We start from the raw sequence: 26096 nt of genomic DNA on the forward strand, positions 1-26096 counted from the left end.
GCTCCGAAGGGCCCAGGCCCGAATCGTCGAGCCATTCCCTGCGAAGCAGCGTGACCAGTAACCCACCGTCAGCTACCTTCTTCCAGAGCAGCATTCAGGCAATCCCTGGGCATCCTCCGCTCACTCCGGCACCTGACCTGGGGAAACGCCATCTGCGGCAGACCGGAGGCAACCATGCCCAAGCGGGACCGGCTAGCTCAGCGACGCGTGGATCTGGGCTACACCCAGGAAGGACTCGCCTGCGCAATGGGCGTAGCCACGTCCACTGTGGCACGGTGGGAAGCAAGCAAGGCGAACCCCTCCCCATACCAACGTCCCAAACTCGCACAGCTGTTACACGTAACGCTGCCGGACCTTGCAGACCTCCTCGGGTCCGCTACGGTCAACACAACGCCCCCGCTGCCCGAGGAGGACACGGTGGACCGACGCAAGTTCATCGGCACAGCCGCGGGTGCCGCGGCCGGCATCGTCGTACTGCCCGGAATCGCCCAGGCACGCGAAGGAATCGCATCGGCGCTCACGCCGACCGAAGACGGCGACCTCGCCTACCTCGAAGGCGCCTTCGAACGCCACCGCGGCGGCTACCGGGGACGATCGCCCGACCAGCTCCTCGGCGAAATGATGTCCGACCTCGCCCTCCTCCAGGACACCCTCGGCCGCCCCCACCCCGCGCGCACCCGAGCCGACCTGGCCCGCACCGCCGCCGGCATCACCGGCCTGGTCGCCATCGTCCAGCACGACCGCGGCGACCAACGCGACGCGCACAACTGGTTCGCCACCGCCGCCCGTGCGGCACGCGAGTCCGGGGACCAGCGCATGCTCGCCTGGGTCCTCGCCCGGCACGCCATGGTGCCCCTCAACTACGGGGCAAGCAGTATGGCCGCCCGCATCGCCGAACAGGCGCGGGCCGAGGCCGGCACGACCCCGAGTGCAGCCGGCGCACTCGCCGCAGCCGTCACCGCCCGCGCCCGAGCAGCATCCGGCGACCGAGAAGGCGCAGCACGGGCCCTCGACGACGTCCGCACCCTCGTCGAGCAGCTGCCCGCCGCCGAATCCGCCGACACGTGGTTCGGATACCCCGAGCAGAAGCACGCCGTCCACCTCTCACAGGCCTACACCCTGCTCGGCGACACCAGCAACGCCCACGCCGCCCAGGAGGAAGCGCTGCGACTGACCGACTCGCCGTCCGTGATGACACGGGCGCTGGTCGCCATGGACACCGCGGCGTGTCTCCGCGTCGACGGCGACCACACGGGCGCGGCCGAGATGGCAGTCGGCGTGTGGCAGAGGCTGCCGAGCGTATACCGGGAAGGGCTCATCCGGTCCCGCGCCAGCCTGCTGCACGAGAAGCTCACCGGCCGGGCGCACGAAGTCCTTGGCGGGGCTCTGGCCGGGTGCTGACCCAGTCTCGTCGGCCCGGCCCGCCGCCGACCTCGTGGCCGACACCCGCGCCGCCCTGTTCGGCTTCCTCGACGCCCTCGACCTCACCGCTTCCGGCGAACTGATCCAGAGCAAGCAGCAGTGCGCGGTCCTCGGGATCGTCTAACCTCGCACCAGACCTTCGTCTCGCGAGAGGACACAACGGGTGTTCGGACCCGACGATGAATCCGTGGCGGAGTGGTACGTCGGCCGAGCCGGCGCGCACCGACCGGCCGGCACGCGCGACGCCATCACCCTCGACCCCGAGGCCAGGCGCGCCGCAGGCCTCTTCGAGGACACTGCACGGCTGGTGGTTGAGTGGGACGGATCCGAGTGGCGGGCCGTCGCCGTGACGGAGACCTACGCCGATGCCTACGGGCTGATCGCCGAGGCCGGGGCGCCGCCCGTCTTTCCGCAGGCCGACACCCCAGTGGCCCTTTTGAGACGGGGAACCGGGCGCCACCGCAAGGTGTGACCGGCGTGGCTTCGCAGCCCGGGACCGCCTTCGCTGGCCGCCGGGCGCACAGACCGAAGCCTCAGCGTCGGACGAATGACACCCTGGACATCACCGACCTGGAGGAGCCCGCCATGGACGACACCTCGCCCGCCATCTACTGCCACCGATCGGTCTCTCGGGAAGGCAACGTCCAACAGCAGGTGGCCGCAGCGCAGGCCTATGTCGACGAACTGGGCTTCGACGCGACATGGATCGACGGCGAGCCCCTGAAGCCGGAGGAGCCGCCGCACTGCTGACCCGCTGCAAACGATGCTGTGCCCCACCCCGGCTCGGGGTGGGGCACAGTGCTGTGGGAGGCATTGCCGGGATCCGGCTGGCCGAGACTCTACGCCCAGGCCACTGCCCAGACAAGACGCGAACCGCGCGAATCCGCAGATCAGCGCCACACGCGACTGCGCCCTGCCGCACTTGGGAAGCGGCAGGGCGCAGCGTGGCCGGGCGGTCTGGCACGACCGCCTTCAGGGCCCGGGCGGGGTTGGGTGCCCGGGTTGACCCCCCTCGTGGCGAGGACGCTACGCGCCCGGAACGGCAGAGTCCAGATGTTGCGCGGCAGAGTCCCTCGCCGCCAACTCCGAAGGCTGCAGCTGACAGTCCCGCCACACCGCGAACCACCGCCGCCACTCGCGCAACTGAGCCCCGCGGTCGGACCATGTCCCGCCCTCCATCGGCGGCCCGCACTCCTCCACCTCAACCCCCGGAGCCACGTTGCACGCCGGCCGCTCCCGGCTGATCGCCACGTGCTCAGTGCGCATCGACTCCGGAAACCCGTACGGCAGCCATTCCACCTCGATCCGGGCAACCGCGGGCCACCAGCCGAACCACTTCGCGTGTTCCCGGAACCTCCGCTTCGGATCCAGGCTCGTACCGATGTACAGCAGCCAGCCGTCCTGGTCGTAGCAGCGGTACAAGGCGGTCGGGCCCGCGTGCGCGCGCCGGCGGCGCAGCTCCAGCTGCACGTCCCAGCAGGGCCGGCAGCGGCCGCGGGGCCACAAGCCGGGCCAGTACTGGCCGCAGTCGCGGCACGGGCCGGGGCCGTTGCTGCCGATCTCGGCGGGGTTCATGGGCGCAGCATGACAGGGCGCAATGACAGTCGTTGACGAAGCAGGCCGACCACATGCGCGCAATGCCGGTCAACACCTTGACCGGTAAAGCCGTTGACTACTATCGTGTGGTCAACGGCTTTACCGGTGTCAACCAGGGGAGATCATGCGTTACCTGCACAGCATCGAAACCACCGAGACCTCCGACTTCCCCGCCTGGCAGCCTGTCATCGTGGGCGATCCCGAGGAGTACGAGGGCACCGCCGCCGCCTACGGCCGCGAAGTCCTCTTCCTCTGGATCACCGACAACGGCGACGAGAACATCACCGACGAGTACGGCAACCCCCTGCTTCGAGTGTGCGTCGCCTTCGCGGACGACCCGGACGCGCTCGCCAGCCCGTCGAACGTTGCTGCGGTCATCACGTGCAACCAACTCGATGAACCCGCCGTCGAGCTGGGTGCATTGGAAGTCGCCCGCGAGCGGAAGCTGTACGTGAGCCTGCTCAACCTGCTTGCCGACCAGGGGCTGGAGGACTCTCTCCGAGCGGCGCGCGCGGCGGACAACTACTCGGCGAACTGGCTCGCGGACTTCGTGTATCCCGCCGTGTCCCGGCCGATCGCCCTGCGCATGATGCGGTAGCCCACGCCTGCCCCCGGACCTGCAACCAGATCGGACAAGCAGGTGATCAACATCCTGTTCGTGCTCCCTGACGACCGCGAACGCACCCGCGCCATGCCTGCCGTCCCTCGCGTCGGCGACCACATCGGCTGGCAGCCCGACCCGGACGGCACCCACGAGGAGCACACCGTCGCATCGGTGTACTGGGACCTCGACGGCTCGGATGGCAACCACGTCGTCATCACCCTCGAAGACCGCATGATCGACGGCCGGTCGGCGAACGGGCCGAGCACGCCATGGCCGAGCCTCTGACGACGGCATCCTCTACGGTGGGCAGCGTGAACACGCTCCACCCCACCTGGTGCGACCCCAACTGCTGCACCGTCCCCGACCAGCAGGCCAGCCTCGGCGCCCGTGGCGGTGTCCACCGCTCCAGGGCCGTCCCGCTGAACCTGGAGACCGAAGCACGCGGAGAGCAGGGCTGGGTCTACGCCGGCCTGTCCCAGTCCGCGAAGCCTCGGGCTGGCGTCTTCTTGAAGTGGATCATCAACGGAGAAATCGTCGGCCACCAGCCGATCGCAGACGCCGAACCCCTCGCCTGGCTCATCGCCGACGCCCTCGCCAACCTCCGCGGCGACGACCAGCCTGTTGAACACAGAAAAGCGCCCGACCAGTAGGCCGGGCGCAGCGGGCAGGGTGCGGTCAGCGAGGCGTCGGCACCTCGAACGCATGGCAGGGGCTGGAGAACCGCATAACCTGACCGTTCGAGAAGTCCAGCTGGAACAGGTTGGTCCGGCCGCACGTCGGACACTTGCTCCTGCCGCCGAGGGGCTTGCCGTCCTCATCGAAGAAGTTGCGGAGGTGTGCGGCACTAACCGGGACGTACTCGGGGTTGCTCATGGGTCCTTTGTAGCGGCACCGGAAATGCCCGGCCAGAGCCCAGGAGAGTCACTGGAAAATGGCCCGTCCGGTTGGAACTATCCACGCCGTCACGCGAGAGTGTCGGGACGTTGCGGTGGGGAGCGGCGGCCCGCAGCCACGTCACCACGTTGCTGTTCATGCTGTTCTCCCCCATGCCCCGAAACGTTACGGGGCTGGTAGTCGGCGAGGCCACGGATGACGTCGCGGATGGGTCGGGCCGGCGGGAGGGGTTCCCAGGCGTCGAGGTCGAGGTCGGCGAGCAGTTCCTCTTGCTCCCAGCCGTCCCACTCGTCGTCGGGGCAGGTCACGGCGCGGTCCGGTCGAGGACCTCGTCGATGTGGTCGGCGTAGTGGACGGCGATTCCGTGTGGAGAGCACCAAGTGCGCATGTCCGCGGCGAGCGCCCGAACCGCGGCTATGCGAGCCTCTGCTGTGGCCGCCCCGGCCAACCGGCCAGACGACATCTCACTGATTGCAGCGTACTTCTGCTCGGTGGTGTGGCCGTCCCACTGGGCGCGCGGGTCGTCGGAGGTGACGCGTTCGACGTGCCGGTAGAGGTCGGCGTCGCGGGGGTGGATGTGCCAGGACAACTGCCGCCCGCCGGCGGTGATGTACAGGATCTGCCAGCCAAGCTCCTCGACGTCGGCGGCCGGGGCGATGACAGCGGGGTGGATGGTGGCGAGCCACGCGGTGAGGTGAGCGCGTTCGCGGTAAGCGCCATCACGCTCTGCGTTGGCGGTGCGAAGTTGGGCGTAGGCCTTGAGGGTCTCCGTGTTGCCATCCTCCGCCACTCGTGCAGCGCGGGCGGCCTGTCGGCGGGCCTCGACGATCGTGGATTGCCAGGCGGCTTTGGCGTACTGGTGCTTCTTGCCAGCTTCGACTGCGGTGCCGAACCAGAGAGACACCGCCTGCTGGGCACTGTCGCGTTCCGTTATGAGCAGGGCGAGAAGCCTGCGAAGCCGGCCGAGTTCGTCCTCGGCGGCGCGGAGTTGCTGGGCAAGCTGCTGCTGGTAGGCGCTGGTCACGCTGCCCTCCGAGGCTGGTCGAGGATGGTGTGGAGCTGCCGGACGAGGGCCTGCGCCGCGGCGAGTCGATCGGCGCCGGCCGCGAGGCCGAGTTGGCCGGTGCGATAGGCCAGGACAACCGTGTTGGTGCGGTCGCGAGCGCCGAGCTTGCGCCGGGCACTGGTGACACGGTGGAGCACGGCCTCACGGCCGATGCCGAGGCGTCTGGCGATCCGGTCGGTGGTGTAGCCCTCAGCGACGAGTTCGAGGACAGCGATCTCGGCGGTGTTGAGGAGGGCTCCGGGGGGTCCGCTTCGGCTCATCTCTGGCGCTCCCATTGCTGTTCGAGGAGGGCGATCTGCTGATCCAGGTACTCGTCGGTGATAGGCGGCGGCACGTAGATCAGGGCCCGGGTGGGGTTCTGGGTGGTGGCTGCGATCCAGAGGATGCTGACGATCGAGCCGGGCCCGCAGGTGGCTAGGACGATCCAGGCGGTCATGTGCGTCTCCGGGGGTGGAGTGCGAGGAGGGTGGCTGTGAGGCCGGCGCCTGCGAGGGCGCCGGCCAGGACGAGCCACGGGCTGACGGTCACGCGGTGCGCGGGGCGTCGGCCCAGACGATGCGGGTGTGGCCGCCGTGGCCGTGGATGTGGATCGCGTCCGCGATGCTGGCCCAGTTGACGGTGGAGGGGCGGTCGCCGGTCCAGCGGATGGTGACGGTGCCGTCCGGCCACTGGACGCCGTGGGCGATGATGCCGGTGCCGGAGATGCCGGTGATGTCGGTGTCGCGCTGGAGGTGGAAGAGGCGGGGCTGGGTGGGCTGGTTGGCGAGTTGGATGGCCTCGTCACGGGTGCGGGCACCGAGCGCCCGGCATGCGCGGGCGATGGTGTTGCGGACGTCGGCCTGGTCGGTGCCGAGGGCTTGGGCAATCGACCACGGGGTGCAGCCCTGGGCGGTGTAGCGGAGGACGTCGGCTTCGTGCGGGGTGAGGGGGCGGGTCACGGTGGTCTCCTTGGGTTAGGGCCGCCCGCGGGTGCGGGCGGCGTTGACGGGCGTCAGCGGGGCGTCAGCAGCCCTCGGGGTCGACGAGCTGGAGGCCGAGGGCTTCGCGGTGCTCGTCGTCGAGCAGCAGGGCGACGGGCCGGCCGTCGCCGGTGAGGCAGCAGACGATGGTGTCGTCGCCGGGGGTGCTGGGGATGACGGTGCGGTCCCAGCGGACGACGAGCGGGTCGTTGGTGGTCGTGGCGAAGGCGGCGGCGGTGCGGCAGGGCCAGGGGCGGGTGATGTGGCCAATGTGGCTGCACTCGGTGCAGATCTGCTGTCCGCCGTGGTCGCGCGGCTGGTGGAGCTGCCGTACGGTGGCGAGCTCGGCGCGGAGGCGTTCGCCCTCCTCGACGGCGGTCCGGTAGCACTCGGCGTTGGACCGGGCGACGGCGGTGATGGTGCCCAGCTCGGTGCTGAGGTTGACGAGGGCGGTCCGGTGCTGGTCGACCTCGAGCTGCACGACGGCGAGCACCCACTCGGTGATGGAGTCGGCCCACTCGCCGATGCGCTCGCGACCGGGCTCGTCGTGCAGTTCGGCGTCCTGGAGGCCGATGAGCATGGCGGGTCGGATGGCCGCGTCGATGCGGTCGCGGAGGCCTGCGGGCGGCGGGGTGTCGGTCACCGGGCACCGCCAGCGCACGGCCTCTCGGTGGCGCCGCCGTACAGGTAGCCGCGGTTGTCGAGGACGGCCTCGTCGCAGGCGGTGCAGGTCCAGCGGGTAACGGCGGTGATAGCGGCGGGCGGGTCCCATTCGAGCTGGTGGGTGTCGAGGACGGTGCTGCTGGGCGGGGTGGCCATGGCGAGTCTCCGTAGTGGGGGTGCGCGGGGGCGTGGACGGGCGGTCGGGTGCCGTCCGGCCCTGGTGGTCCGGTGTGGGGCTGTTCGCGCGTCAGGCGGGCCGCGTGGGGCCGCTGGGGGCTAGTAGCCGCCGTCCTGGGCGATCGGGATGCGGCGGGCGGCCGAGCGGAGTCCGGCACGGTAGCGCTCGGGGGTGGCCGGGTCGTCGTGGAGCTCCATGAGGTCGAGGGCAATCGCGGACCGGACCTCGGCGCGGGTGACGCTCAACCGCTCGACCTCGGCCTCCAGCCGGCGGGCCTCGGCGAGCAGTTGGTCGACGACAGTGTGGGTGGGGGTCCACCGCGGCTGGTTGAGCTGAGCCTGGATGGCGTCGAGGTCGAGGGGCTGGTTCATCGGGCGTCCTCGGGGTGGTCGTAGTCGTGCAGGGCGTGGTGTGCGGCGTGGGCGACGGCGAGGCAGCGGCGCTGCTGCCGGGGACCGAGGTGCACGGACAGCAGGGGGCCGAGGTATTCGGCGAGGTGGGCGATTCGCTCCGGCGGGAGGAACGCGGTGCACGCGTAGTCCGGGTAGGCGGCGCAGTCCTCGCAGCGGCATCCGGTCTCGGTGTGGTCGGTCAGCGTGCCGCTGCAGTCCGAGCAGCGGCAGCGCGGGCACTGGTCCGGCGGGGCGGCGGTCACTCGACGCCGTCGCGGGCCCACTTGGCGATCTGCTCGCTGGTCGGCTCGATCCAGTAGGTGATGCCGTGGGGGCACCGGAGGCCGTCGTTGGTGTAGGGGCCGGCGACGAGCGGGGGCTCGGTGCTGACGGTGATTTCGGTGGGCTGGTCGCCGCAGACCCTGGCCCAGCGTTCGCGGAGGTCGTTCTCGCACTGGTGGGTGAAGGTGGCGGGGGTCATCGGGCGTCGGTCTCCTCGGTGATGGTGTTCGTGCCGGTGTCGCCAGTCGTGGTGTTGGTCCAACTGGTCCAGGCGAGGCTGTGGCCGTGGCGGAGGCCGGTGTTGCAGCCGTACCGGACACGCCGGCCGAGGGGCGGCGTGCGCCCTCGGATGGTGCAGCCGCAGGCGAGGGTGATGCGGAAGTCGAGGTGGCGCAGGGGACGGGGCACGGCGCTCTCCTCAGGGGGGGGGAAGTTGGGGCTTGATAGTTGAGCGCATCAGTGGGTGTTGCGGCGCAGCAGGACCATTCCGGTGCGGCGGTGCGCGACGATCACGTTCGGCCCCTCGGCCTGCCAGTGCGTGACGGACGAGAACGGGACGCAGATGGCGATCAGCGCGAGTCGGGCCCAGATCGGCAGGTCGTGCGGGGGCTGGGTGGCGAGGCTGGTGACGATCGGCGGCATGTCAAGCTCCTAAGCGGTGAGAGTGGGCGGCTGTTGGGTTCGGCCGCCGGGCCAGTTATGGGGCGCTGTGCGGTCAGGCCTGAAGGGCCGCACGCAGTTGCTTGCAGGCCTCGCAGGTGACGTCCGCGAGGTGCTTCGCGAACCGGGTCTCCGCCCAAGTCCGGTCATTGCCGGTCAGGGCACCGCACAGCGTCTGAGAGCCGTTCTCGCTGGCGCTGTACTTCACCCGGTAGAAGGTGTTGCCGCGCTTCCGGGCGATGCGCCTGCGGATGTGGACCTCGCTGGCCAGGGAGGCGGCGCTACGCTCCTCCTGCTCCCGTCGCTGGTCGGCCAGGATCCGCTCGACCACCGTGCGGGCTTCGTCGTCCGTGGTGACGTTCTCGAATGCGGCGCGGAGTTCGTCGTCGGTCATCGCAGGCTCCTAGGCGGCGAGGGCGAGGCGGGTGAACAACTCGACAGCGGTCAGTGCTGGCCGCGGGTTCGGTAGTCGAGGCCGAGGCGCGTGCCGATGCGGATCTCGACGCCGCGCCGCATGTAGAGGGCGTAGCGGTGCTCCTCGGTGCCGGCCGCGGAGTCCATCACGCGGCGGTGCCAGTAGTCGCGCAGGCCGAGGTCGTCCTGGATGTCGTGGTCCCAGCCGTCGTGCGGGCCGGGGGTGCAGATGTAGGCGGTGCCGAAGGCGAGGATCTGGGTGGCGGTCACGTAGTTCTCCTCAGCGCGGGCGGTGTTCGGGCGGGCGGTCGGGGTGGCGGTGAAGTTGGTCTACGCGCACTCCGCGAACAAGGCCTGCGAGATCAGGCCGGCGGTGGCCTTGTAGGAGCGGAGGCCGGCGAGCAGCGCGGGGTTGGTCGGCGCGTACACGTGGACGCGGATCCACCGGCCGGTCGTGCGGTGCCGCACCCACGCCTTCGGCGCGTCCTGGCCGTCGTTGGCGGCGCGGTAGGCCTTGGCGACGTGCCGGCCATACCAGGAGGCCTGGCCGTCCGGGAGGGTGATGCCGAGGCGGTCGAGCATGTCGCCGGTGCGGATCGCGCCGCGCAGGTCGCCGTTGAGGGTGGCGTAGCGGATGTCCTCGCCGAGGCCACGGACGATGGTGATGACGCGGCGGATGGCGTTGATGGTGCGGCGCATGTTGTGCTCCCGCTTTGCGACTTGGTCCGGCCTGCTGCCGTTCCTTGTAGCTACAAAGCTACGCCTCTCGTAGCTACAAAGCAAGGCGATCGACCAAGATTTTGTAGCTACGACGTGGTGGCTGTGCCATTGCTGCTCGTAGCTACGAACCGCTACCCTGCAACCATGACCAACGAGACCCCGCCAGACGAACTCGCACCCCGGCAATTCCGCGCCTGGACAAGCGAGTGGAACGCCTTCGAGGACGCCACCAAGGCCATCCACCCCAAGGGCCGCAGCCCACGCGCGGCAGTCCTTCGCGACTTCATGCTCTGGTACATGCGCAGGCCTGGAGCCAAACTGCCGGACCGCCCCGCGGCCGGCCCCTGGTCTGCGCCCCGCGAGGAGAACGCCCCCACCGCCAAGTAGCCCGCCCCGCCCCGCAAGCCGCCGGCCCAGTGCGCCGAGCGGCCCTTCGCGCTGCCCGCACCCGGTCATCGCTCCGCCTCGAAGCGTCGCACCGGTATGTCGGCCGCCTTCGCGCGCCGTACACAGTCCGCCGTGCCGCGACTGCCCGGCAGCAGGAACGCGAGCACCAGCCGCGCGCCAGCGTCGACCATCGCCTGATTCCGCCGCGGACCAGCGGCCCGGCCGTACCGCACCCAGTCAGCCGGCCACGCCTCCACCTCGACACCAGCCCGCTGCGCCCATGCCGCGGCCATCGCATCCGCACCAGTCGGGCAACCGCCATGCACGATCACGATCGGCCGGAACACCAACGCCGCACCCAACGCCCACTCCAGCTGGGCCCGGTCCGACCAAGCCCGCGAACCGGTCACCAAGATCCGCGACACCATCACGACCGAACCCCCACCGCAGCGCACCGGATGCACGAGAACCCCACCGGCGGCGACCCGAAACAGATCCCACACGCCGGCAACGCCTCGCCATCGCCTGCGGCCAACAGCACCAACTCCGGCGCCCAGTCCAACCAAATCAGCAGGCTCAGCAGCAGATTCGAGTCCGGCGCACCACCGCGGGTCATCCGGCTGAACGCCCCCGACGTCGTCCCCAGAACCGACGCCAACCTGCGCCGCGACCAACCAAGCTCCGCAAGCCGCCCGTCGACCAGCTCCAGCAGCCGCACTGCATCCAGCCGATACGCCGTCACCGCAGCACCCCCGCATCCACCAGACGCACCGCATGCAGCGTCACCGCCGCCGCACCGCCAGCCACCGGCCGGCACCACACACCCGCCGGCGCCCCGCACCGCCGACACACGACCGCGACCCCCGGGTGCCGCTCCATCAGCAGCTCCCGCGCGTGCTCGTCCCGCACCCGCTCAGCATCCCGAATCGACCGGCGAAGCTGCGCCCCGGCACCCGCCAGGCAGGCCATGAGGTGCTCCACGCCCCGCCGAAGGTCTGCGGCCTCGACCGGCGTCAGGAACCGGCGCTCCGCGATGCCGAGAAGCTCCGTGAGGCGGGCCGCGGACGGTGGGGGAGCGCTCGAATGAGTCGTCAATCTCGAAGGTGCGATGGCGCTGTCCGCCATGATGGCCTCAAATCGGGGCGAGAAGGGGGCGGGAAGGGGCTGTGATGATGGGTCTGGAGTGATTGCCTGAGGCTGGGGTTACCGCGCCTCTATGTGGCATTGAGGGGCTTTTCGAGAGTCGGCACCCCAGCCGGCCACCGCAGCGCAACCAGGTCATGACCGTTCAACACGCGCCTCAACAGTCACGACGTTCGCGCCATGCATCCCTTCGGCTGGGATGGCTGCCTGCGCTGAGTCGGCGACCGGTCGGGGTGCGGCAGGGGGTGCTGGCCCTGGCCTGGCAGTGCTGAACGGGGCAGGGGATGGCCCACTCGGGTGGGCGGTTGCCGTGGCGGCGCAGGCCCGGGGGCATTGGGGCACCCATCAGGCGGCGCTGTTCACGGCGTCTACGCGAGTGCCGTGGTAGCCGGCCATGCGCCGGCCGGACGGAGTCTTGCACGGCTTGTGGACGTCAGCGCGGCAGTTCGGGTTCGGGCAGCTGACGTCCCGAGCGCTGCGGACTCGGGTGGTGGTCGACGTCTCCCACGCCTCCGGGATGTCACGGCCTGCGGTCAACTCCAGCACCGGGCGCGGGAAGCCGACATTCGGTAGCTCGGGCGGCCGGCTGCCGTTGATGACGGCGGCGATCTGGGCGCGCAGGTTGCGGGTGAACTGGGCGCTGGTCTCGCCGGGGTTGGGCTCGTACCGGAAGTAGTCGAGCTTGCTGGTCCTGGCGCGCTTCACCTCGGTGATGATCTCGGCCGGGGCGATCCAGGGCTGACGGCGGGCGATCTCGATGACGGCTTCCTTGCAGGCGTCGAGTTCGTAGTCGCCGAGGAGGTCGTGCCAGGCGTCGGGGCTGTATTCGTCGAACCTTTGCTGGGGGCACAGGGCTCGGACGTAGCGGACGAGGATGACGGCTTCGGTGTGGTTCACGATGCCTCCTGCTGGTCCTTGGTGATGGCACGGTTCATGGCCCGGTCGAACCATGCGTCGGTTTCTTGCTGTTGGCGGGATTGCGTGCCCGTGGTGCGGGTGCCTCGTTCGGCGGCGCGCTTGTGGTCGTCGCGGATCCACTTTTGCCAGGCGTCGGGCCAGGACCGGCGGCGTGCGCCGGTTGCCCGGTAGTGGGAAGTGAACTGGGCGGTGGAGTGGTCGATGTCGATCAGGTCGGCGTAGCCGTCGCGGTGTGCCCAGCGGCGCATGCCGTCTGTGATGGTGAAGTCGTCGGGGATCGAGGTGAGGCCGTCAGGCCGGCGGGCGGGCGGAGCGGAGTGACCGCGGACGACCAGCTCGCGCGCGCCCGCGCGCTCCTCTCTCCCTGCTCCCTGCTCCCTGCTCCCTGCTCCCTGCTCAGGGGTGAGGATCTCCTGAGTGTCTCCGGTGGTCCTCCCGACATCCTCATGAGGATTTCCCGAGTGCCCGTGACCTGCCGTTTCAGTGTCTTCGCCGTGGTCGATGCCGATCTGGCCGGGCATCTGGATCACAGTGGCCGTGGAGGTCTCCGAATCGGTCTCGGAGGGCCTTTCGGAGGCCCTCTCCGGTGCGCTGGAACGGGCCGGAGAGGACTTCGTGAGATCCTCACGAGACTTTCGTGAGCGTCGAATGATCCGGGGCGGATTCGCCCTGCGCCACTCGTCGAACGGGCCTGGCTCACAATCCGGGCACGGGGGAACGCGCGGCTTCCCGGGGTGCTGAGGCTTCTGGTGCTCCGCCCAGCTGGGGCAGTGCAGGTAGGGCTTCCCGTCGACCTCGTACCGGCATACGGGCCCTGAGTCGGCCATGGTCTCCAGCCAGCCGTCCACCACGTCCGGGGTGACGTGCCGGTCGCGGGGGAAGCAGTCGGAGGCGATGAGGAGTTCGTCGTCGACGCCGCGCCCGTAGTCGTCGAGGTAGCCCCAGAGCAGCACGAAGAAGTAGCGGACCTCCATCGGCCACGAGGACACGGTGATCGATGTGCGCAGCTCAGGCTTGATCGAACGGATACGCGCCATCAGACCCGCGCCCCCTTCCGGGTGTTGCAACTGGTGCAGAGCACTTGGAAGTTGTCGATGGTGTCCGGTCCGCCGAGTGACTTCGGGTGGATGTGGTCGATCTCAAGGCCTCGGTACAGGGGCCTCCCGGAACTTGCGCGGGGCACGCAATCGCCCGGCGACCATCCGCAACCCCTGCACTGCCAACCGTCGCGCTGCAGGACTTCGGCGCGGACACCGTGCGGCGCGGCCGGCGGCGGGGCCTTGGCAACTGCCTCGGTCAGCTCGATGGAGGCGATGCCCCGCAACGCGATCGAAGCTGAGTTGGCAAGCGCGTCATAGGCGGCGGCCACGACACGCGGCTGTCCACCAATCCCCGCGTGCCTGAAGTAGCCATTGACGAAGAGCTCGTCATAGTCATCGTCCACCGTGACGAAGCCACGCTCCGCCAAGGCACCCAGCGTCTGGCGTAGGGCAGCGTCGCTGAGCGCCTTCGCCTTGGATGCCCATCTTTTCAGCGTGAGCGGGAGCAGGCCGGCATGGTTGAGGTTCGGCTGCGAGATCAGGAACAGGTACAGGCGCTGCTGTTCCTGAGTCAGGGCGAGGAAGTCGCCGTCCTCCCAGACGCTGGTGAGGATGCGGCCGTGGCCACGTGCCATGCGGGGCTCTTTTCGGAGGGATGTTCGGACAGGGAGTTGAGGGCTCCGGGGCGGCGGTAACGGCGATCAGAAAGGGGGCTCGGGGCTGCCCTGCTGCGGCGCGCCCCAACCGCCACCCTGGCCGGGGCCGTTGCTGGCCCACGGGTCGTCGCTCCGACCGGCCTGCTGCGCTCCTCCCTGGCCGCCGGACCGGTTGGCCCGGGTGACCTTCGCGGTCGCCGAGCGCAGGCTCGGCCCGACTTCTTCGACGTCGACCTCGAAGACGGTGCGCTTCTCGCCCTGCTTGGTCTCGTAGGAGCGCTGGTTGAGTCGGCCCTGCACGATGACGCGCATCCCCTTGGTGAGGGACTCGGCCGCGTTTTCCGCCGGCTGGCGCCACACGTTGCAGGTAAGGAACAGCGCCTCGCCGTCCTTCCACTCGTTGCTCTGGCGGTCGAAGGTGCGCGGCGTCGAGGCGATGCGGAAACTCGCGACCGGGACACCGGACTGGGTGAACCGCAGCTCCGGGTCGTCGACGAGGTTGCCGACAAGGGTGATCAGGGTTTCTCCAGCCACCGGGACTCCTTGCTATCAGGGTTGGAGGCCTGCTCGGCGCAGACCTTGTGGGAGGGGCGGGACCGCTCGTCCCGCAGGTGGGTGAGGTCGCCGCAGTACCGGCACGGCCTGGCCTGATGCGCCCAGTGGGAGCGGTCGCCCCAGGCCAGGAGCACGGTCATGCCGCGGCTGCGAGGCGCCGCTTCCTGCTGAGGGTGACGCGCTGAGTGGGGGTGCGCCCGCCCTTGATCCCGTACCGGCTCTTGGCGTCCTTGCTGCCCTCCCGGTCCAGAGCGTCCCGCAGACAGGCTGCGGCGACAGGGCAGCGCAGGCAGTAGCCGCGAGCCTCCTCGACCTGCGCCGCGCCTTCCGGACTGCTGTAGGAGACGGGGTAGAAGAGCTCAGTGTCGGCCTTCTCGACCCAGCAGGTTGCGAGCGCCTCCCAGCTCATCGCTGCTCCGTGCGGTGCCCGCGGATCCCGTCCGGCCACACGGCCTTCGTCAGCGCGGCACGGTGGGCGGCCGGCATGGTGGCGATCGGGTGGTCGAGGTGGTCCCGGCCAGCGGCCATCAGCACGACGGCGTCAGCCAGGTTGTCGTCGCCCCCGGTTGACCAGGAGGGCCAACGGCGGGCGACGGCGTCGACGACGGCGGACTTGGCGACGGTGCCCTTACCGGTCGCGTATAGGGCGCGCTGGTTGGGAGTGAGAAGGCCGACCGGGATGCCCCCGGACTGAAGTCGCCGGTAGACCTCCCACCAGAGCCACGCGCGTTCGTGGCTCGCACCCCCCGCGCGGGAGGGCGCGGGGAGTTCGAGGACGACGAGATCCGGGCGGCCGATGTCCTGGGTGATCTGGTCCCGAAGATCAACGAGCCGGCGCAGTCGCTCACGGTGCGGGAGCTTGCTGAACTCGCGGCCCTTCTTCTTGCGATCGGGGTAACCGACCGCCTCGCACCAACCCCGAGATGAGGCGATGCCGGTGCCGGTGGAGCTGTAGCTGCCGATGGCGAGGTCGAGGCCGATGACGGTCGGGCCGTGGGCGAGGGCGCCGCTGGGCGACGGCAGGACGGTGGCGGGGTCAGTCATCTCGGGTGCTCCAGGCGGTGATGGAGAGGACGATGAGGGCGAGCGCGGCGGTGGCGAGGGCTGCGGTGACGAGCCCGTACCAGGCGTGGTCGCCGGTGAGGTGGCGAAGGAAGCGGCGGATCACGAGTGGCTTCTGCGAGCAGCGGATGGGCGGAGATGGGTGTAGATCTGGATCGCCTGGACGCCGGTGTGGACGGTCAGCGCGAGCGCCAGGACGAGCGCGGTGGTCACGCCGCGACGGATGCTGCGGCGGGCAGCGTGGCGCCAGCGGCCTTGGCGAGGTCGCGGTAGTGCTTCTCGTGGACGTCCTGCAGCGCGGACAGCTCGCGCTTCAACTCCTGGTTCTCGGCCACCAGCGCCCCGTTGACGAGCTCCGCCCGGACCAGCCGCCGCGCGTAGGCCGAGCAGTCGTCGCTGATCCGCTCGCAACGGGCGAAGCATTCGGCGAACTCGCTGAGGGACGCGCTGGCCCGTAGGTTGAGCTGCGCCACACGGCTCTCCAACCAGGCGATGCGTTCGTCCTTCTCGGCCATGAGCTGCCGTGTCCTACCGAAGATCAGCACGGGGATTCCTCCTGGAGGATGTCGGCGGGGGTGATCAGGCTGAGCGCGCAGGCCAAGCCGACCGCGTGGGCGGCGTTTTCGGCCTTCAGCACGACGAGGACGGCCCGCAGGTGCAGTCGTACGTCCCGCACACCGATCCCCAGTCGGGCCGCGGTCGTTGCGGGCTGCTCGCCGCGGGCGCAGCCGAGCAGGACAGTGTGCTGCTGCGGCGTAAGGACGGCGCGGCGCCGGGCTCGGGCCAGGCTCATGAGGTCACCCCCGCCGGCACAGCGTGCAGCGGCCACGACCCGTCGACTACGGCGTCCGGGTCCCGCTTGTCGCCAGCCTTCTCCGACCGGAGCCAGGACTGCAGCGACGCCGCGTCCTCAGCAGCCCAGAGGACCTGGCGGCGGTGCAACTCGTCGATGTCGCACGCGAGGTCGTCGAACCGGTCGTACGGGCCGCGCCGGTTCCGCAGCGCATGCACCCAACTCGGGCGCTCGTGACGGGGCTTGTGTGCGATCACGCCCATCACCCACGCGACCTGCGCCGACTTGTGCGCGTCGTATTCGGCGCCGTGGGCCTGCTCCTCGTCCCAGACCAGCACGTTGTCTTGCCCGTACGTCTCGACGGCGGTGCGCAGCTGGTAGGCGCCCTGAGTCGCGGAGACGCGACGCCGGAACGGGGCGGCGTGCCGGTCGAGGACCATCGTGTCGATCACGCGGGTCACCGGGCCAGTGACCTCTTCCAGGGCGGCACCTTGGTGGCGGAGCAACTCGTGGTTCAGGAGGTTGAGGTCGTAGCTTCCGATGTTGTGGCCGACGAGCGGGATCCCCACGCCCACGGCCTCGGTGACCGCCTTGGCGATTTCGGCGATGGCCGGTCCGGCGGGCTGTCCTGCGGCGGCGAGGTACTCGTCGGTGAGTCCGTGGACGGCGATCGCCTCGGGCTCCTGCGGGACACCAGGGTTGATCAGCCAGGTGCGTCGTTCGGTCGGCATGCCGCCGCCGAGGTGGATGAGCGCGCAGGAGACGATGCGCGCCGTGTGCGGGTCCTTGTCGCTTGCCTCGAAGTCGAGGGCGGCCAGGCGGCCGAGGTGCCACTTCACCGCGCGCCTCCTCGGGCCGGGATGATGACGCGCAGGTGGATGCTGTCGTCGGCGGTGTAGTCGTCGACCAGCACGAGGCCCATGAACGCGTCCAGGTCGCGCGGCTTCACGGTGTGGATAGTCGTGCCGATTACGTTGACGAGCAGGTGCCCGATGATCGCGGCGAGCTGGTCGTTCTCCCCACGCACGTGCGCCATCTCCTCGCGCACGGTCGGCTCGGAGGGAACGTACTCGGCGAGCTGGGCGCGAACCCGGGCCAACTCATCCCGGAGCGCGTCCATGCTGGTCGGCGGAAGGGCGAGAACAGTCACTTGGCGCCGCCCTTCAGCCAGGCCAGGAACGTCCGCAGCTCGGCGGCGCTGGCAGAGCCGGGCATCGTGCCCCCGTTGCGCTCGGCGAACTCCTTCTCGGTGACATCAGTCGTCCAGCCCCGGCCGCCGGCCGCCGCCATGATCTGGAACCACACCTCGGTCGGGTCCTGGTCGTCGACGATCTCCGGCTCGATTACCTCCTCGGCCTCGGACGCGTCCGTCACGGACGCAGGGGGTGGCGGGCTGAATTGGGTGAGCACCCCGCGCAGCGCGGCGTCCATCTGCGGGGTGAGGTGCCCCTTGTCCCGCGCCGTCCGGGCGATGGCCTTGACCGCCTCGGCATCCCGCGAGAGCTTCGCGAGTGCCACGTAGTCCGGTGCCGGAGCGGCCGCGATCGCGGCCCGCTCGGACCCGCCCGCGGTCACCTCGACGGCGCCGCGGATCTGGCCGGACATCAGCTCCGTAGGGGAGATCTCGACGTCCAACGTCGGCACCATGAACCTGTTCGTGCCCCGGTCGGTCACCACCGACTTGGCCTCCATGCCAAGCCAGCCCGCCACGTACCCGCCGACCTGCGCCAGCAGTTCGGCCGCCGGCGGCAGCTCCACCGCCGCGTAGTAGCCCTTCGAGACGAGCAGCCACTGGCCCAGCGCCGGCAGGTCCCGCAGCATCACGTTCACGCGGGTGGTGATCGAGCAGTCCCGCTTCTCCGGGTTGCACAGGCACGACCGGTCGAGCTTGTGCTCGGTGACACCGTCGCACCGGCGCACGCACTTGCTGCCCTGGTACAGCTCGTACCACTGCGACACGGCGTCGGCCGGGGGGACGAGGACCGGCAGCCGGTCGACGGTCGAGTACACCTCGAACTCGGTGGGACCGCCGTTCGCCGGGGTCCACGGCCGTACCTCACCGCCGTAGAGGCCGGCGACCTGCTCCAGGATCGGACGCGACGGCGACGTGAACCGGAACTTGTCGAGCTTGGCCGGGCGCTTGGACGGCCGGCCGTTCTTGCCGGTGCCGCCCGTTTCGACGGTGTGGCCGATGCGGATCTCGCCGAGCTGCCGCATGCGGCGCTGGAGGTTCAGGATGGGCATCAGGCAGCCCTCTTCTCGATGTGGGCCGGCAGGCTCAGAGCCTCTCCGACAACGCTCTTGGACAGGCCGGACACCCACTCGGCGGCCTGCTGTACGACACGGAACGCGGCGAACACATCGTCGTCGCAGACGACCGGGATCAGCCGGTAGCCCTCCGGGCGCAGGTGCAGCACGACGCCCGTGGTGTGGACGGCGGGCATCGGAACCGTGGTGCCGTCCCGCATCCATGCGATCTCGGCACGGCGGTACGCGCTCATCTGCAGCGCGGCCTCGGGGTAGACGCCCTTGACGTCCAGCTCGCCTCCGGTCTTGGTGTCGCCGATCAGCGCGACGCTGGCGGGAGCGCCGACCATGGCGGAGATCAGCGGGGACCGCAGGAGGTAGTCGAGGGTGCCGGCATACCCGAACTCGGGGCTGCCGACGACCATCTCCGAGGCCTCGAAGGTGACCTGCCAATCGGTGACGAACCGCACGAAGTGCTGCAGGAACGGGGCGAGTTCCGGATCGTTGACCAGACCGGTGGGGACCGGCTCGCCGAGAACGTGCGCCTCGATGATGCGGTGCACCGCAGAGCCCACCTCGGCCCGCTCGTCACGCTTGCGCAGCGCCGCGCGGCTCAGCCAGTCCCGTTTCTCCGCCCGCTCGTCCGAGCGCAGTGAAGAAGCAACGAGTGAGGGGAGGTTGTCGAACGCGCAGTCCGCGACGACGCCGGCGGCCCAGCGGGAGAGGACGTCGCCTTTGGTGGAGCCGAGGCTGAGGATGGTGGTGACGCGCCGGTACTTGGCGCCGGTGACCTTGTCCCGGTACCAGCCGGCGGATGGCCGCGGGATGCGGTCCGCTCCGGTGGGCTGCGGGGTGGTCTTCCGGCGCCGCCCGGCGACCGGGGCCGAAGCCCCGGCCGGCACGGTGATCGTCATCGCTGCGCCACTCCCTCGCTGATCCGCTTGACGTCCTCGGGCGAATAGCCGAGCGCGTCGTCGAGCTGGCGGCGCAAGCCGTCGCGGTCGCGACGGATCCGCTCGACCTGCTCGCGCAGCCGAGCGTTCTCGTCCTGCTGACCCCTGTGTGCGGAGCGGAGGGCGGCGTGGACGTCGGCGGCCGACGTCTCGGCAGCCGCGGTGCGTGCGGCAAGTCGCCCATTCACCCGGCCCTGCTCCAGCAGGTCAGCCTCCAACCCGCGGACACGGTCGCGGAGTCGGGTCATTGCGGCGGCCGTCTCGGCCTTCTCACGGCGGGAGACCCACGGCATCAGGCGGCCCTCCCGTCCCGCTGGTGGGGAAACGCCGGGCCGAGCGCGTTCCGCAGCACCTCGACCAACCGCCGCGCATCTGCCGCCGCGTACCGGGCGTCCGTACCACCCAGCCGCGCGAGCAGCTGCTCGATCATCGCGTCCTGCTCGGGGCCCGACGCCTCCGCGATCGTCACCAGCTCGGCCGCGACCTCGTCCGGGTCCTCGGCCATTTCCCCGGCGAGCCCGCGTACCAGCGCGGACACGAGCGGGTACGCGTCGATCGTCACGCCGAGGAACTCCCGGCGCACCCACAGCGGGTACGGGCCGTTGATCCGCTCGGCCGGCCGCCGGAGCAGACCCGCCGCGTCCAGGACGGCGGCGATCTCCTCGGGTGTGCCCGTGGTGTTGGCGATGAGGACGGCTGCGCGGCGCGCGACCGGGTTCGTGGGAGTGTTCATCAGGTACCGCCGTCCTGGGAGTCGGTGGCGGGGACGGCCTGCTGGCCCTTCGCCCGCGTGAGGATCTGATCGGTCGAGGGCCGCACCCACGCGTGCCCGTCGACCGGGAGCACCCCGTCCTGCATGTGCTCGCGCCACGGAACCCCGCAGCGCGCGCACGCGTCCGGCCCGGGGCTCACGCGACCCACCCCATCCGCCGGGCGTTCGCGGCTTCACGCATGCGGATCGCCCGCAGCCGTGCCTCCGCCGGGCACAAGTGCCGCACCAGCCGCGTATCCGGCAACTCCTCGAACTCGCCACTCTCGGCCGTCAACGCGACCTGCACGCCCGGTAGTTCGACCAGCGCCGGCAGCAACACCTGCCAGTGCAACCCGCCGAGCCCGTACAGCTGACCGTCGACCCGACGCTCGCCACGACTCGCAACCGACGCCGACCCGCACCGCAGCGCGTCATACCAGGCACTCAGGTCGGTCACCGACCGCACAGCCAATTCCACCCTGGTGCCATCCAGCGAAACGGAGACCTCCGACACCCCGGCGTCCGGCACCCGGGCCGCCAGCACGGCAAGCTCTGCATGCATCGCGGCCACGTCAGCCGGCCGGTCCGTGGGCATCCAGCCCAAGACCGACACGTCCACCGCCTGGGTGCTCACGCGGCACCTCGCAACGCGGCCACGATTGCGAGCGCGGCGGCCTGGGCGCTCGCCGCGTGGGTGCAGCGGGTGCCGACCTGGGCGTCGAACGAGCCGTCCGCCAGCTCCAGGACAACGCCGGCCAGGAGGTGGGAGGGAGTGAGCAGGGCCCAGAACCGTCCCGTAGGGGTCTGCCCGGGGGTCACCCACAGGAGGGTGCCGTCGATGACGACGTCCGCGACGGCCGTCACCTCGGCAAGATCGGTCAGGGAATCGATGTTGGTAGGCTGTTTCACGGCCTGCCCTCCTTCGTGTAGGAGTTGGTGGGTCGGGGCCGTCCCTGGTTTGGCGCCAGAGGGACGGCCCGATAAGGCATGTCAGGCCGCCACGGGCGGCTCACACCGGGCTTCGGCAGCGCGGCGCGCGCGCACCCGCTCCATGGCGGGTGCGAGGGTCGGCCGAAGTCCGGCCAGTAGTTCGGGAGTTGGCGGCGGCGCTGCTGCTACTCGGCGGTGAATTTCAGCCACAGTCGTCGCGCCGAGAATCGCCAGGCGTTCGGCCCGGGTCATGCCGCCTCTCGCGTGGAGAAGTCGTCCAAGCAGGCGCCGTATGCCAAGGCGATGCGGACGACGGTTGTGAACCGAGGCTCTCGCTTGCCACTGATTAGGCGGCTGAGGTGGCCTTTGTGCAGGCCGGTGCGTGCGGAGATCTGATCGAGGCTGACGTCGCCGGCCGCTGCTGCGATGTCGCGCACGGCGCTGGGGCGGAATGCTGACACGGTTCACCTCCTCGGCGATGCCGCATTCGTTGCTGCCTGACAACGAACCTAGCTGCAAAGTTGCTCACTGACAACATAGCTGGCTGGGAGAGTTGCGCCCTGGCAACAAGCTGACGCCTAGCCCCTGCCGCACGGACGGGAACGCATGTGCTCGAACGCGCCCAAAGGGGCTTGATGTGGTCGCGGCGACCAGTGGCGAGACCAGTACAGTTGTCAGCTGACAACTGCGCCCACCCGCGCTAACCTCCCGCTCATGAACGGGGCGAACCAGATGGACACAAGAGCAGCGGCAACGGCTGTCGCCGCCTACGTGCGCCACCATGCACCCGCCGCCGGCTACGACCTCGACGCGCGCGGTGAACAGACGCGACTGGCGCGCGACGCTGGCATGTCCCCCGCGTCACTCTCGCGAATGATGCGCGGCGAGCGAGTCCCCGAGCCAGCTGCCCTCTGGCCGCTGGCCGAGGCACTCAAGCGCCCGTATCTGGAGCTGCTCGTTGAAAGCGGCACCATTCCCGCCGAGTCGCTCGCGCATATGCTCGATCCGCCAGTAGCATCGACCCCTATCACGGCTGATGCTCTGGCTGACCAGTGGGGCGTGACCAACCACGCCGACCGCGAGTACGTCCGGGAATCACTCGACCGGCTCCGCGCCCTCGCCCAAACCCTCCGCAACAACCAGGACGAAGACCGAGCCGCCAACGGCTAACCCGGGGGGAACCGCATGACCGTCAAAGCGAGGCACTGGAACCTCCTAATCGCCGGCGTCGGCATCGCAGGACTCCTCATGCTCACCACGGAGGCAGACCCCGCCCTCGCCGGCATCCTCACCGGAGCGGCCATCGCGGGCATCGCCTGCCTCGTGGTGCTCGACCGACGCCTCGCCCAAATCGGCCACCAGAGCGACGAACTCGCGGAATCCCGAGCCCAGTACGAAGCCGCCCGCGCCACCCTCACCGGCCAGCGCGCGAGATTGCGCGCCGCGATGGAGGCCGAGCTGGCCCAACGTCTTGCAGAGATGGAGGACCGGCACAAGCATGAGCTGATCCGGTCCCGGGCCGATGGGTATGTCGAGGGAGCCACCGACGCACTTGCAGGACGACGTGTGGCCCCCGGCGGGGACCAGGCCGACGTCATTTCCCTCGCTGCGAGGCGGCAATCGTCCGCGCCGACTATCGACTCGACTCGGTGACTTCCTGTTCGGGGAATCCAGGCCACTCGGCAAATCCAGGCTCGCCAGCGAAGATCAACCCCACCCGCTGGCTCACGTCCTGATACCTGGACCGCCTCACAGCCGCCCGCCTGAGCTCCACCCTCACGATCTGCCTCAAGACGTGCCGCTGCTGGGCCAGATCAAGCTCCAGATTCCAGATCTCATCCACCTCGTCCGGAGACGCCGCGAGAAGCCGATCGAGCACCGGATCGCCAGCCGAAAGCAACTCCCGCACCCGCTTCTCGGCGGCCTGAATCGCCGGAATGAGGCCTTGCTCGAGAGCCGCGAGTGACGCGACCGACAGCTTCGGCAGGCAAGTAACGGGATCAAACTCGGTCGCCTGCTGACGTGCCTCCGCCAACTGCTCCGTCATGATTCGAGCCCGCTCACGCTCACGTTCCCGCTCGCCATCAGAGTCGACCCCCTGAAAGGCCAGTCGCGCCTCACCGGAGGAAAGCCAGGTCAGGGCGTTCTCCTCGACGAACGCGTCGAGATTCCTCTCCATGACCGTCATATGGTTTACCCGGCACCGGTACTGCGGCCCACGGCGATGCTGCGGCTGAGGGCCGCGGGCCTGCAGTCGGCCGCGAGTAAACTCGCCCTCCTCGCGGCAAACCGAGCACAGGGCGTCCCCAGTCAGTAGATGATTGATACCGCTCTCGTGAGTCGTCTGGCGACTCGGATCATCGAGGATCGCCTGCACGCGCCAGAAGACAGCCTCCTCGACAAGGCCCGTCCAAGCAGCCTTGTACTCGACGCCATGGTGCGTACGGATCCCAATGTAGGCCTTGTTCCGCAAGATCGCCCTGATGCCGGTTTCGGTCACCTTAGGGCGAAACGGGAGCACCAGCGGGACCAGCGACCTGAGACTCTTCCTCGCGTCCGCCAGGGCGAACAGCTCGACCAGTACGGGTCCCTCCTCGGGGTGGCCGACCTGATCGATCAGCTCGCCAGTCTCCGGGTCGTACACGCGCTTGTAGCCGAACGGTACCCACCCCCACATGCCCCCACGCTGGGCGGTAAGTCGGGCGGTTCGCTCGTTCCGCCCGATGATCGACTCGCCCTCCTCCTCGGATTGGACGGAGTCCCGGGTGAACTCCTTGAAGTCCGAAGGGACGCGCATGTCATAGACACGGCCGTCGTAGCACAGGAGAACGCCAGTACGGTGACATAGGTCGCGCAGAGCAACAGAGACGCCCAGGTTGCGGGAGATCCGGGAGCGCTCGGCGTACACGATGACATCGAACTTGCCGGCCTCGGCGTCCGCGATCATGTCCTCAAAGCGCTCGCGCACCTTCGTCGCCCGCCGCGTGGCGGAGCGATCCCGATCCTCATACCGGTCGACAACCTGCCAGCCGTGCTCGGCGCAGTTCGCCTCTCCAACAGCGAACTGGTCCCGGATCGAACGCCCGCGCTTGTGGCGGTCTTTCGAGGCCCGGCCATAGAGGACTGCGCGCAGTGCGCGCTGGGCCAATGCCTCGGATCGCGGCAGCGGGATCACGTTGCTCATACCGCGTCAGCATAGGTGCCTGAGCTGACTCCTGTACCCCCCTATACGAACGCCGCGTGTGCCGGGTAGGCGTGGTAGCAGTTCGTCCAGACCCGGCCGGCCTGGATGGCCCGGCCGGCCCGGTGCGCGGTGTTGACGTCCCGGGTCCAGACGCCGGCGCCGAGCCCGTACTGGGTGTCGTTGGCCAGCGCGACCCCCTCGTCGAAGCCGTCGAAGCGGGTCACCGAGACGACCGGGCCGAAGATCTCCTCCTGGAAGACCCGCATGCTGTTGACGCCCTCGAAGACCGTCGGTGTCACGTAGTAGCCGCCGGCCAGCGCGCCGCCGAGGTCCGCGCGCTCCCCGCCGAGCAGCACCTTGGCGCCCTCGGCCTGGCCGATCTCGAAGTAGGAGAGGATCTTCTTCAGCTGCTCGGCGCTGGCCTGGGCGCCGATCTGGGTGTCGGTGTCCAGCGGGTTGCCCTGGCGCAGGCCGCGCACCCGCTCCAGGCCGTCGCCCAGCAGCCGCTCGTAGACCGAGGACTCGATCAGCGCCCGGCTCGGGCAGGTGCAGACCTCGCCCTGGTTGAGGGCGAACATCGCGAAGCCCTCGACGGCCTTGTCGTAGAAGGCGTCCTGGGCGGCGGCGACGTCCGCGAAGAACAGGTTGGGGCTCTTGCCGCCCAGCTCCAGGGTGGCCGGGATCAGGTTCTCGGCGGCGGCGCGGGCGATCAGCCGGCCGGTGCTGGTCTCGCCGGTGAAGGCGAGCTTGCGGACCCGGGGGCTGGCGGCCAGCGGCGCGCCGGCCTCCTCGCCGAAGCCGGTGACGATGTTGACCACGCCGGGCGGCAGCAGGTCGGCGGTGAGTTCGGCCAGCAGCAGCACCGAGGCCGGGGTCTGCTCGGCCGGCTTGAGCACCACCGCGTTGCCCGCGGCGAGCGCCGGGGCGAGCTTCCACACGGCCATCAGGAGCGGGAAGTTCCACGGGATGATCTGGCCGACCACGCCCAGCGGCTCGTGGAAGTGGTAGGCCACGGTGTCCTCGTCCAGCTGGGACAGGCCGCCCTCCTGGGCCCGCAGCGCGCCGGCGAAGTAGCGCAGGTGGTCGACGGCGAGCGGCAGGTCGGCGGCCAGCGTCTCGCGCACCGCCTTGCCGTTCTCCCAGCTCTCCGCGACGGCCAGCTGCTCCAGGTTGGCCTCCATCCGGTCGGCCAGTCGCAGCAGCACCTGGGCCCGCTCGGCGGGCGCCGTGCGGCCCCAGGCGGGGGCGGCGGCGTGGGCGGCGTCCAGAGCGGCCTCGATGTCCTCGGCGGTGCCGCGGGCGACCTCGGTGAACACCTCGCCGTTGACCGGGCTCGGGTCGCCGAAGTACTCGCCGCGCACCGGCGGGCGCCACTGGCCGCCGATCCAGTGCTCGTAGCGCGGGCGGTAGGTGACGATGCTGCCCGGGGTGCCGGGGGGCTGGTAGACCGTCATGCTGTGCTGTCTCCTCGCGACGTCGGGCGCGGCCCGGGCCGCGTGGCCGGGCGCGCGCGCCGGACCGCCCGGTCGGGGCGGCCCGGCGGGAGGGGGTGGACACGCGTACGGGGCGGCCGCCCGCGGGGGCGTCCGCCGTCGAGCACGATAGCCGCCGGGCGCCGGTTCGGCTA

50 protein-coding genes and 1 pseudogene are annotated in these 26096 nt (G+C 70.1%); 9 read left to right on the top strand and 42 right to left on the bottom strand.

What is annotated here, in order from left to right; genetic code table 11:
* Positions 1-174 precede the first annotated feature (174 nt).
* The 3 genes from ACPC54_RS23750 to ACPC54_RS23760 all read left to right on the top strand — a co-directional run bounded on the left by ACPC54_RS23750 (position 175) and on the right by ACPC54_RS23760 (position 2172).
* Positions 175-1401, top strand: a complete 1227-nt coding sequence (locus ACPC54_RS23750) for a helix-turn-helix transcriptional regulator (protein WP_498967452.1) — start codon at positions 175-177, stop codon at positions 1399-1401.
* 184 nt (positions 1402-1585) lie between these two features.
* Entirely contained in the window at positions 1586-1894 is a 309-nt protein-coding gene (locus tag ACPC54_RS23755; RefSeq protein ID WP_498967453.1) for a DUF6087 family protein, read from the top strand.
* A gap of 113 nt (positions 1895-2007) precedes the next feature.
* On the top strand, positions 2008-2172 hold the full coding sequence (locus tag ACPC54_RS23760; RefSeq protein ID WP_498967455.1) for a hypothetical protein: 165 nt from the start codon (positions 2008-2010) through the stop codon (positions 2170-2172).
* Between the two features lie 276 nt (positions 2173-2448).
* On the opposite strand, the gene ACPC54_RS23765 is transcribed toward ACPC54_RS23760, so the two are convergent.
* Positions 2449-2997 carry a GIY-YIG nuclease family protein gene (locus ACPC54_RS23765; RefSeq protein ID WP_498967456.1) on the bottom strand — a complete coding sequence of 183 codons (549 nt, stop codon included), beginning with the start codon at positions 2995-2997 and terminating at the stop codon, positions 2449-2451.
* A 145-nt stretch (positions 2998-3142) separates the two neighbouring features.
* Here ACPC54_RS23765 and ACPC54_RS23770 point away from each other — a divergent pair, with 145 nt between their 5' ends.
* Genes ACPC54_RS23770 through ACPC54_RS23780 form a run of 3 tightly spaced genes read left to right on the top strand, consistent with a single transcriptional unit; the run spans position 3143 to position 4272 of the window.
* Complete coding sequence (locus ACPC54_RS23770) at positions 3143-3616, top strand: hypothetical protein (protein WP_498967458.1); 474 nt, start codon at positions 3143-3145, stop codon at positions 3614-3616.
* Between the two features lie 42 nt (positions 3617-3658).
* The gene (locus ACPC54_RS23775; RefSeq protein ID WP_498967460.1) at positions 3659-3907 is read left to right on the top strand and encodes a hypothetical protein; all 249 of its coding nucleotides are present in this window, start codon (positions 3659-3661) and stop codon (positions 3905-3907) included.
* A 26-nt stretch (positions 3908-3933) separates the two neighbouring features.
* The gene (locus ACPC54_RS23780) at positions 3934-4272 is read left to right on the top strand and encodes a hypothetical protein (protein WP_498967462.1); all 339 of its coding nucleotides are present in this window, start codon (positions 3934-3936) and stop codon (positions 4270-4272) included.
* A 25-nt stretch (positions 4273-4297) separates the two neighbouring features.
* Here ACPC54_RS23780 and ACPC54_RS23785 read toward each other — a convergent pair whose 3' ends face one another.
* The 16 genes from ACPC54_RS23785 to ACPC54_RS23860 form a co-directional block, all read right to left on the bottom strand.
* Positions 4298-4495, bottom strand: coding sequence for a hypothetical protein (locus ACPC54_RS23785; protein ID WP_498967464.1), 198 nt, complete (start codon positions 4493-4495; stop codon positions 4298-4300).
* An 89-nt stretch (positions 4496-4584) separates the two neighbouring features.
* On the bottom strand, positions 4585-4824 hold the full coding sequence (locus ACPC54_RS23790; protein ID WP_498967465.1) for a hypothetical protein: 240 nt from the start codon (positions 4822-4824) through the stop codon (positions 4585-4587).
* Positions 4821-5540 carry a WDGH domain-containing protein gene (locus tag ACPC54_RS23795; RefSeq protein ID WP_498967467.1) on the bottom strand — a complete coding sequence of 240 codons (720 nt, stop codon included), beginning with the start codon at positions 5538-5540 and terminating at the stop codon, positions 4821-4823. The genes ACPC54_RS23790 and ACPC54_RS23795 overlap by 4 nt, the downstream gene beginning before the upstream one ends.
* A complete protein-coding gene (locus ACPC54_RS23800; RefSeq protein WP_498967469.1) occupies positions 5537-5842 on the bottom strand; it encodes a response regulator transcription factor in 306 nt (101 codons plus the stop codon). Before ACPC54_RS23800 ends, ACPC54_RS23795 begins: the two co-directional genes overlap by 4 nt.
* Complete coding sequence (locus tag ACPC54_RS23805) at positions 5839-6018, bottom strand: hypothetical protein (RefSeq protein WP_498967470.1); 180 nt, start codon at positions 6016-6018, stop codon at positions 5839-5841. Before ACPC54_RS23805 ends, ACPC54_RS23800 begins: the two co-directional genes overlap by 4 nt.
* Positions 6019-6106: 88 nt before the next feature.
* A complete protein-coding gene (locus ACPC54_RS23810; RefSeq protein ID WP_498967471.1) occupies positions 6107-6520 on the bottom strand; it encodes a helix-turn-helix domain-containing protein in 414 nt (137 codons plus the stop codon).
* 64 nt (positions 6521-6584) lie between these two features.
* The gene (locus ACPC54_RS23815; RefSeq protein WP_498967473.1) at positions 6585-7184 is read right to left on the bottom strand and encodes a hypothetical protein; all 600 of its coding nucleotides are present in this window, start codon (positions 7182-7184) and stop codon (positions 6585-6587) included.
* Positions 7181-7360: a hypothetical protein gene (locus ACPC54_RS23820; protein WP_498967474.1), complete on the bottom strand. Its 180-nt coding sequence runs from the start codon at positions 7358-7360 to the stop codon at positions 7181-7183. Before ACPC54_RS23820 ends, ACPC54_RS23815 begins: the two co-directional genes overlap by 4 nt.
* Positions 7361-7480: 120 nt before the next feature.
* On the bottom strand, positions 7481-7753 hold the full coding sequence (locus ACPC54_RS23825; RefSeq protein ID WP_498967475.1) for a hypothetical protein: 273 nt from the start codon (positions 7751-7753) through the stop codon (positions 7481-7483).
* Entirely contained in the window at positions 7750-8037 is a 288-nt protein-coding gene (locus tag ACPC54_RS23830; protein ID WP_498967476.1) for a hypothetical protein, read from the bottom strand. The genes ACPC54_RS23825 and ACPC54_RS23830 overlap by 4 nt, the downstream gene beginning before the upstream one ends.
* Positions 8034-8255: a hypothetical protein gene (locus ACPC54_RS23835; protein ID WP_498967478.1), complete on the bottom strand. Its 222-nt coding sequence runs from the start codon at positions 8253-8255 to the stop codon at positions 8034-8036. Before ACPC54_RS23835 ends, ACPC54_RS23830 begins: the two co-directional genes overlap by 4 nt.
* Positions 8252-8464 carry a hypothetical protein gene (locus ACPC54_RS23840; protein ID WP_498967480.1) on the bottom strand — a complete coding sequence of 71 codons (213 nt, stop codon included), beginning with the start codon at positions 8462-8464 and terminating at the stop codon, positions 8252-8254. Before ACPC54_RS23840 ends, ACPC54_RS23835 begins: the two co-directional genes overlap by 4 nt.
* A 48-nt stretch (positions 8465-8512) precedes the next feature.
* Positions 8513-8698: a hypothetical protein gene (locus ACPC54_RS23845; protein WP_498967481.1), complete on the bottom strand. Its 186-nt coding sequence runs from the start codon at positions 8696-8698 to the stop codon at positions 8513-8515.
* A gap of 73 nt (positions 8699-8771) precedes the next feature.
* Positions 8772-9110, bottom strand: coding sequence for a hypothetical protein (locus ACPC54_RS23850; RefSeq protein ID WP_498967483.1), 339 nt, complete (start codon positions 9108-9110; stop codon positions 8772-8774).
* A gap of 50 nt (positions 9111-9160) precedes the next feature.
* The gene (locus ACPC54_RS23855; RefSeq protein WP_498967484.1) at positions 9161-9400 is read right to left on the bottom strand and encodes a hypothetical protein; all 240 of its coding nucleotides are present in this window, start codon (positions 9398-9400) and stop codon (positions 9161-9163) included.
* Positions 9401-9460: 60 nt separating this feature from the next.
* Positions 9461-9829, bottom strand: coding sequence for a hypothetical protein (locus ACPC54_RS23860; protein WP_498967485.1), 369 nt, complete (start codon positions 9827-9829; stop codon positions 9461-9463).
* 165 nt (positions 9830-9994) lie between these two features.
* Between ACPC54_RS23860 and ACPC54_RS23865 the strand changes: the two genes are divergently transcribed.
* Positions 9995-10237, top strand: coding sequence for a hypothetical protein (locus tag ACPC54_RS23865; protein WP_498967486.1), 243 nt, complete (start codon positions 9995-9997; stop codon positions 10235-10237).
* 65 nt (positions 10238-10302) lie between these two features.
* On the opposite strand, the gene ACPC54_RS23870 is transcribed toward ACPC54_RS23865, so the two are convergent.
* From ACPC54_RS23870 to ACPC54_RS23980, 23 genes are all read right to left on the bottom strand, one after another.
* On the bottom strand, positions 10303-10740 hold the full coding sequence (locus tag ACPC54_RS23870; RefSeq protein ID WP_498967487.1) for an SLOG family protein: 438 nt from the start codon (positions 10738-10740) through the stop codon (positions 10303-10305).
* A 235-nt stretch (positions 10741-10975) separates the two neighbouring features.
* A complete protein-coding gene (locus tag ACPC54_RS23875; protein WP_498967489.1) occupies positions 10976-11362 on the bottom strand; it encodes a hypothetical protein in 387 nt (128 codons plus the stop codon).
* A 175-nt stretch (positions 11363-11537) separates the two neighbouring features.
* A complete protein-coding gene (locus tag ACPC54_RS23880; RefSeq protein ID WP_498967491.1) occupies positions 11538-11726 on the bottom strand; it encodes a zinc finger domain-containing protein in 189 nt (62 codons plus the stop codon).
* Positions 11726-12277, bottom strand: coding sequence for a zinc finger domain-containing protein (locus ACPC54_RS23885; RefSeq protein WP_498967492.1), 552 nt, complete (start codon positions 12275-12277; stop codon positions 11726-11728). The genes ACPC54_RS23880 and ACPC54_RS23885 overlap by 1 nt, the downstream gene beginning before the upstream one ends.
* Positions 12274-13335 carry a hypothetical protein gene (locus ACPC54_RS23890; RefSeq protein ID WP_498967494.1) on the bottom strand — a complete coding sequence of 354 codons (1062 nt, stop codon included), beginning with the start codon at positions 13333-13335 and terminating at the stop codon, positions 12274-12276. The genes ACPC54_RS23885 and ACPC54_RS23890 overlap by 4 nt, the downstream gene beginning before the upstream one ends.
* The gene (locus ACPC54_RS23895) at positions 13335-13973 is read right to left on the bottom strand and encodes an HNH endonuclease (RefSeq protein WP_498967495.1); all 639 of its coding nucleotides are present in this window, start codon (positions 13971-13973) and stop codon (positions 13335-13337) included. Before ACPC54_RS23895 ends, ACPC54_RS23890 begins: the two co-directional genes overlap by 1 nt.
* A gap of 66 nt (positions 13974-14039) precedes the next feature.
* Entirely contained in the window at positions 14040-14528 is a 489-nt protein-coding gene (locus ACPC54_RS23900; RefSeq protein WP_498967496.1) for a single-stranded DNA-binding protein, read from the bottom strand.
* Positions 14510-14689 carry a hypothetical protein gene (locus ACPC54_RS23905; protein ID WP_498967498.1) on the bottom strand — a complete coding sequence of 60 codons (180 nt, stop codon included), beginning with the start codon at positions 14687-14689 and terminating at the stop codon, positions 14510-14512. The genes ACPC54_RS23900 and ACPC54_RS23905 overlap by 19 nt, the downstream gene beginning before the upstream one ends.
* Entirely contained in the window at positions 14686-14958 is a 273-nt protein-coding gene (locus tag ACPC54_RS23910; RefSeq protein WP_498967500.1) for a WhiB family transcriptional regulator, read from the bottom strand. Before ACPC54_RS23910 ends, ACPC54_RS23905 begins: the two co-directional genes overlap by 4 nt.
* Entirely contained in the window at positions 14955-15593 is a 639-nt protein-coding gene (locus tag ACPC54_RS23915; protein ID WP_498967501.1) for a hypothetical protein, read from the bottom strand. Before ACPC54_RS23915 ends, ACPC54_RS23910 begins: the two co-directional genes overlap by 4 nt.
* Complete coding sequence (locus ACPC54_RS23920; RefSeq protein ID WP_498967503.1) at positions 15586-15717, bottom strand: hypothetical protein; 132 nt, start codon at positions 15715-15717, stop codon at positions 15586-15588. The genes ACPC54_RS23915 and ACPC54_RS23920 overlap by 8 nt, the downstream gene beginning before the upstream one ends.
* Positions 15718-15820: 103 nt before the next feature.
* The gene (locus ACPC54_RS23925; RefSeq protein WP_498967505.1) at positions 15821-16126 is read right to left on the bottom strand and encodes a hypothetical protein; all 306 of its coding nucleotides are present in this window, start codon (positions 16124-16126) and stop codon (positions 15821-15823) included.
* 23 nt (positions 16127-16149) lie between these two features.
* Positions 16150-16404 carry a LuxR C-terminal-related transcriptional regulator gene (locus ACPC54_RS23930; protein WP_498967506.1) on the bottom strand — a complete coding sequence of 85 codons (255 nt, stop codon included), beginning with the start codon at positions 16402-16404 and terminating at the stop codon, positions 16150-16152.
* Complete coding sequence (locus tag ACPC54_RS23935) at positions 16401-17243, bottom strand: exonuclease domain-containing protein (RefSeq protein WP_498967508.1); 843 nt, start codon at positions 17241-17243, stop codon at positions 16401-16403. The genes ACPC54_RS23930 and ACPC54_RS23935 overlap by 4 nt, the downstream gene beginning before the upstream one ends.
* Positions 17240-17554 carry a hypothetical protein gene (locus ACPC54_RS23940; protein ID WP_498967509.1) on the bottom strand — a complete coding sequence of 105 codons (315 nt, stop codon included), beginning with the start codon at positions 17552-17554 and terminating at the stop codon, positions 17240-17242. The genes ACPC54_RS23935 and ACPC54_RS23940 overlap by 4 nt, the downstream gene beginning before the upstream one ends.
* Complete coding sequence (locus tag ACPC54_RS23945; protein ID WP_498967511.1) at positions 17551-18648, bottom strand: recombination directionality factor; 1098 nt, start codon at positions 18646-18648, stop codon at positions 17551-17553. Before ACPC54_RS23945 ends, ACPC54_RS23940 begins: the two co-directional genes overlap by 4 nt.
* Positions 18648-19565, bottom strand: a complete 918-nt coding sequence (locus ACPC54_RS23950; RefSeq protein WP_498967513.1) for a hypothetical protein — start codon at positions 19563-19565, stop codon at positions 18648-18650. The genes ACPC54_RS23945 and ACPC54_RS23950 overlap by 1 nt, the downstream gene beginning before the upstream one ends.
* Positions 19562-19897: a hypothetical protein gene (locus tag ACPC54_RS23955; RefSeq protein WP_498967515.1), complete on the bottom strand. Its 336-nt coding sequence runs from the start codon at positions 19895-19897 to the stop codon at positions 19562-19564. Before ACPC54_RS23955 ends, ACPC54_RS23950 begins: the two co-directional genes overlap by 4 nt.
* Positions 19897-20337 carry a hypothetical protein gene (locus ACPC54_RS23960; RefSeq protein ID WP_498967517.1) on the bottom strand — a complete coding sequence of 147 codons (441 nt, stop codon included), beginning with the start codon at positions 20335-20337 and terminating at the stop codon, positions 19897-19899. The genes ACPC54_RS23955 and ACPC54_RS23960 overlap by 1 nt, the downstream gene beginning before the upstream one ends.
* Positions 20337-20516 (bottom strand): hypothetical protein, encoded by a 180-nt coding sequence (locus ACPC54_RS23965; RefSeq protein ID WP_498967518.1) that lies wholly within the window; start codon positions 20514-20516, stop codon positions 20337-20339. The genes ACPC54_RS23960 and ACPC54_RS23965 overlap by 1 nt, the downstream gene beginning before the upstream one ends.
* Complete coding sequence (locus tag ACPC54_RS23970) at positions 20513-20989, bottom strand: hypothetical protein (protein WP_498967520.1); 477 nt, start codon at positions 20987-20989, stop codon at positions 20513-20515. Before ACPC54_RS23970 ends, ACPC54_RS23965 begins: the two co-directional genes overlap by 4 nt.
* Positions 20986-21264 carry a hypothetical protein gene (locus ACPC54_RS23975; protein ID WP_498967522.1) on the bottom strand — a complete coding sequence of 93 codons (279 nt, stop codon included), beginning with the start codon at positions 21262-21264 and terminating at the stop codon, positions 20986-20988. Before ACPC54_RS23975 ends, ACPC54_RS23970 begins: the two co-directional genes overlap by 4 nt.
* 269 nt (positions 21265-21533) lie before the next feature.
* On the bottom strand, positions 21534-21746 hold the full coding sequence (locus ACPC54_RS23980) for a helix-turn-helix domain-containing protein (RefSeq protein WP_498967524.1): 213 nt from the start codon (positions 21744-21746) through the stop codon (positions 21534-21536).
* 253 nt (positions 21747-21999) lie between these two features.
* Between ACPC54_RS23980 and ACPC54_RS23985 the strand changes: the two genes are divergently transcribed.
* On the top strand, positions 22000-22455 hold the full coding sequence (locus tag ACPC54_RS23985) for a helix-turn-helix domain-containing protein (RefSeq protein ID WP_498967525.1): 456 nt from the start codon (positions 22000-22002) through the stop codon (positions 22453-22455).
* Between the two features lie 15 nt (positions 22456-22470).
* Positions 22471-22938: a hypothetical protein gene (locus ACPC54_RS23990; protein ID WP_498967527.1), complete on the top strand. Its 468-nt coding sequence runs from the start codon at positions 22471-22473 to the stop codon at positions 22936-22938.
* Here the strand turns inward: ACPC54_RS23990 and ACPC54_RS23995 are convergent.
* On the bottom strand, positions 22919-24469 hold the full coding sequence (locus tag ACPC54_RS23995; RefSeq protein ID WP_498967528.1) for a recombinase family protein: 1551 nt from the start codon (positions 24467-24469) through the stop codon (positions 22919-22921). The genes ACPC54_RS23990 and ACPC54_RS23995 overlap by 20 nt on opposite strands.
* Positions 24470-24516: 47 nt before the next feature.
* Positions 24517-25923, bottom strand: a pseudogene (locus ACPC54_RS24000) (aldehyde dehydrogenase family protein); the annotation flags it as partial.
* Between the last annotated feature and the right edge of the window lie 173 nt (positions 25924-26096).

Origin of the sequence: Kitasatospora sp. NPDC094028 (assembly GCF_049543595.1) — a bacterium.
GTDB lineage: Bacteria > Actinomycetota > Actinomycetes > Streptomycetales > Streptomycetaceae > Kitasatospora.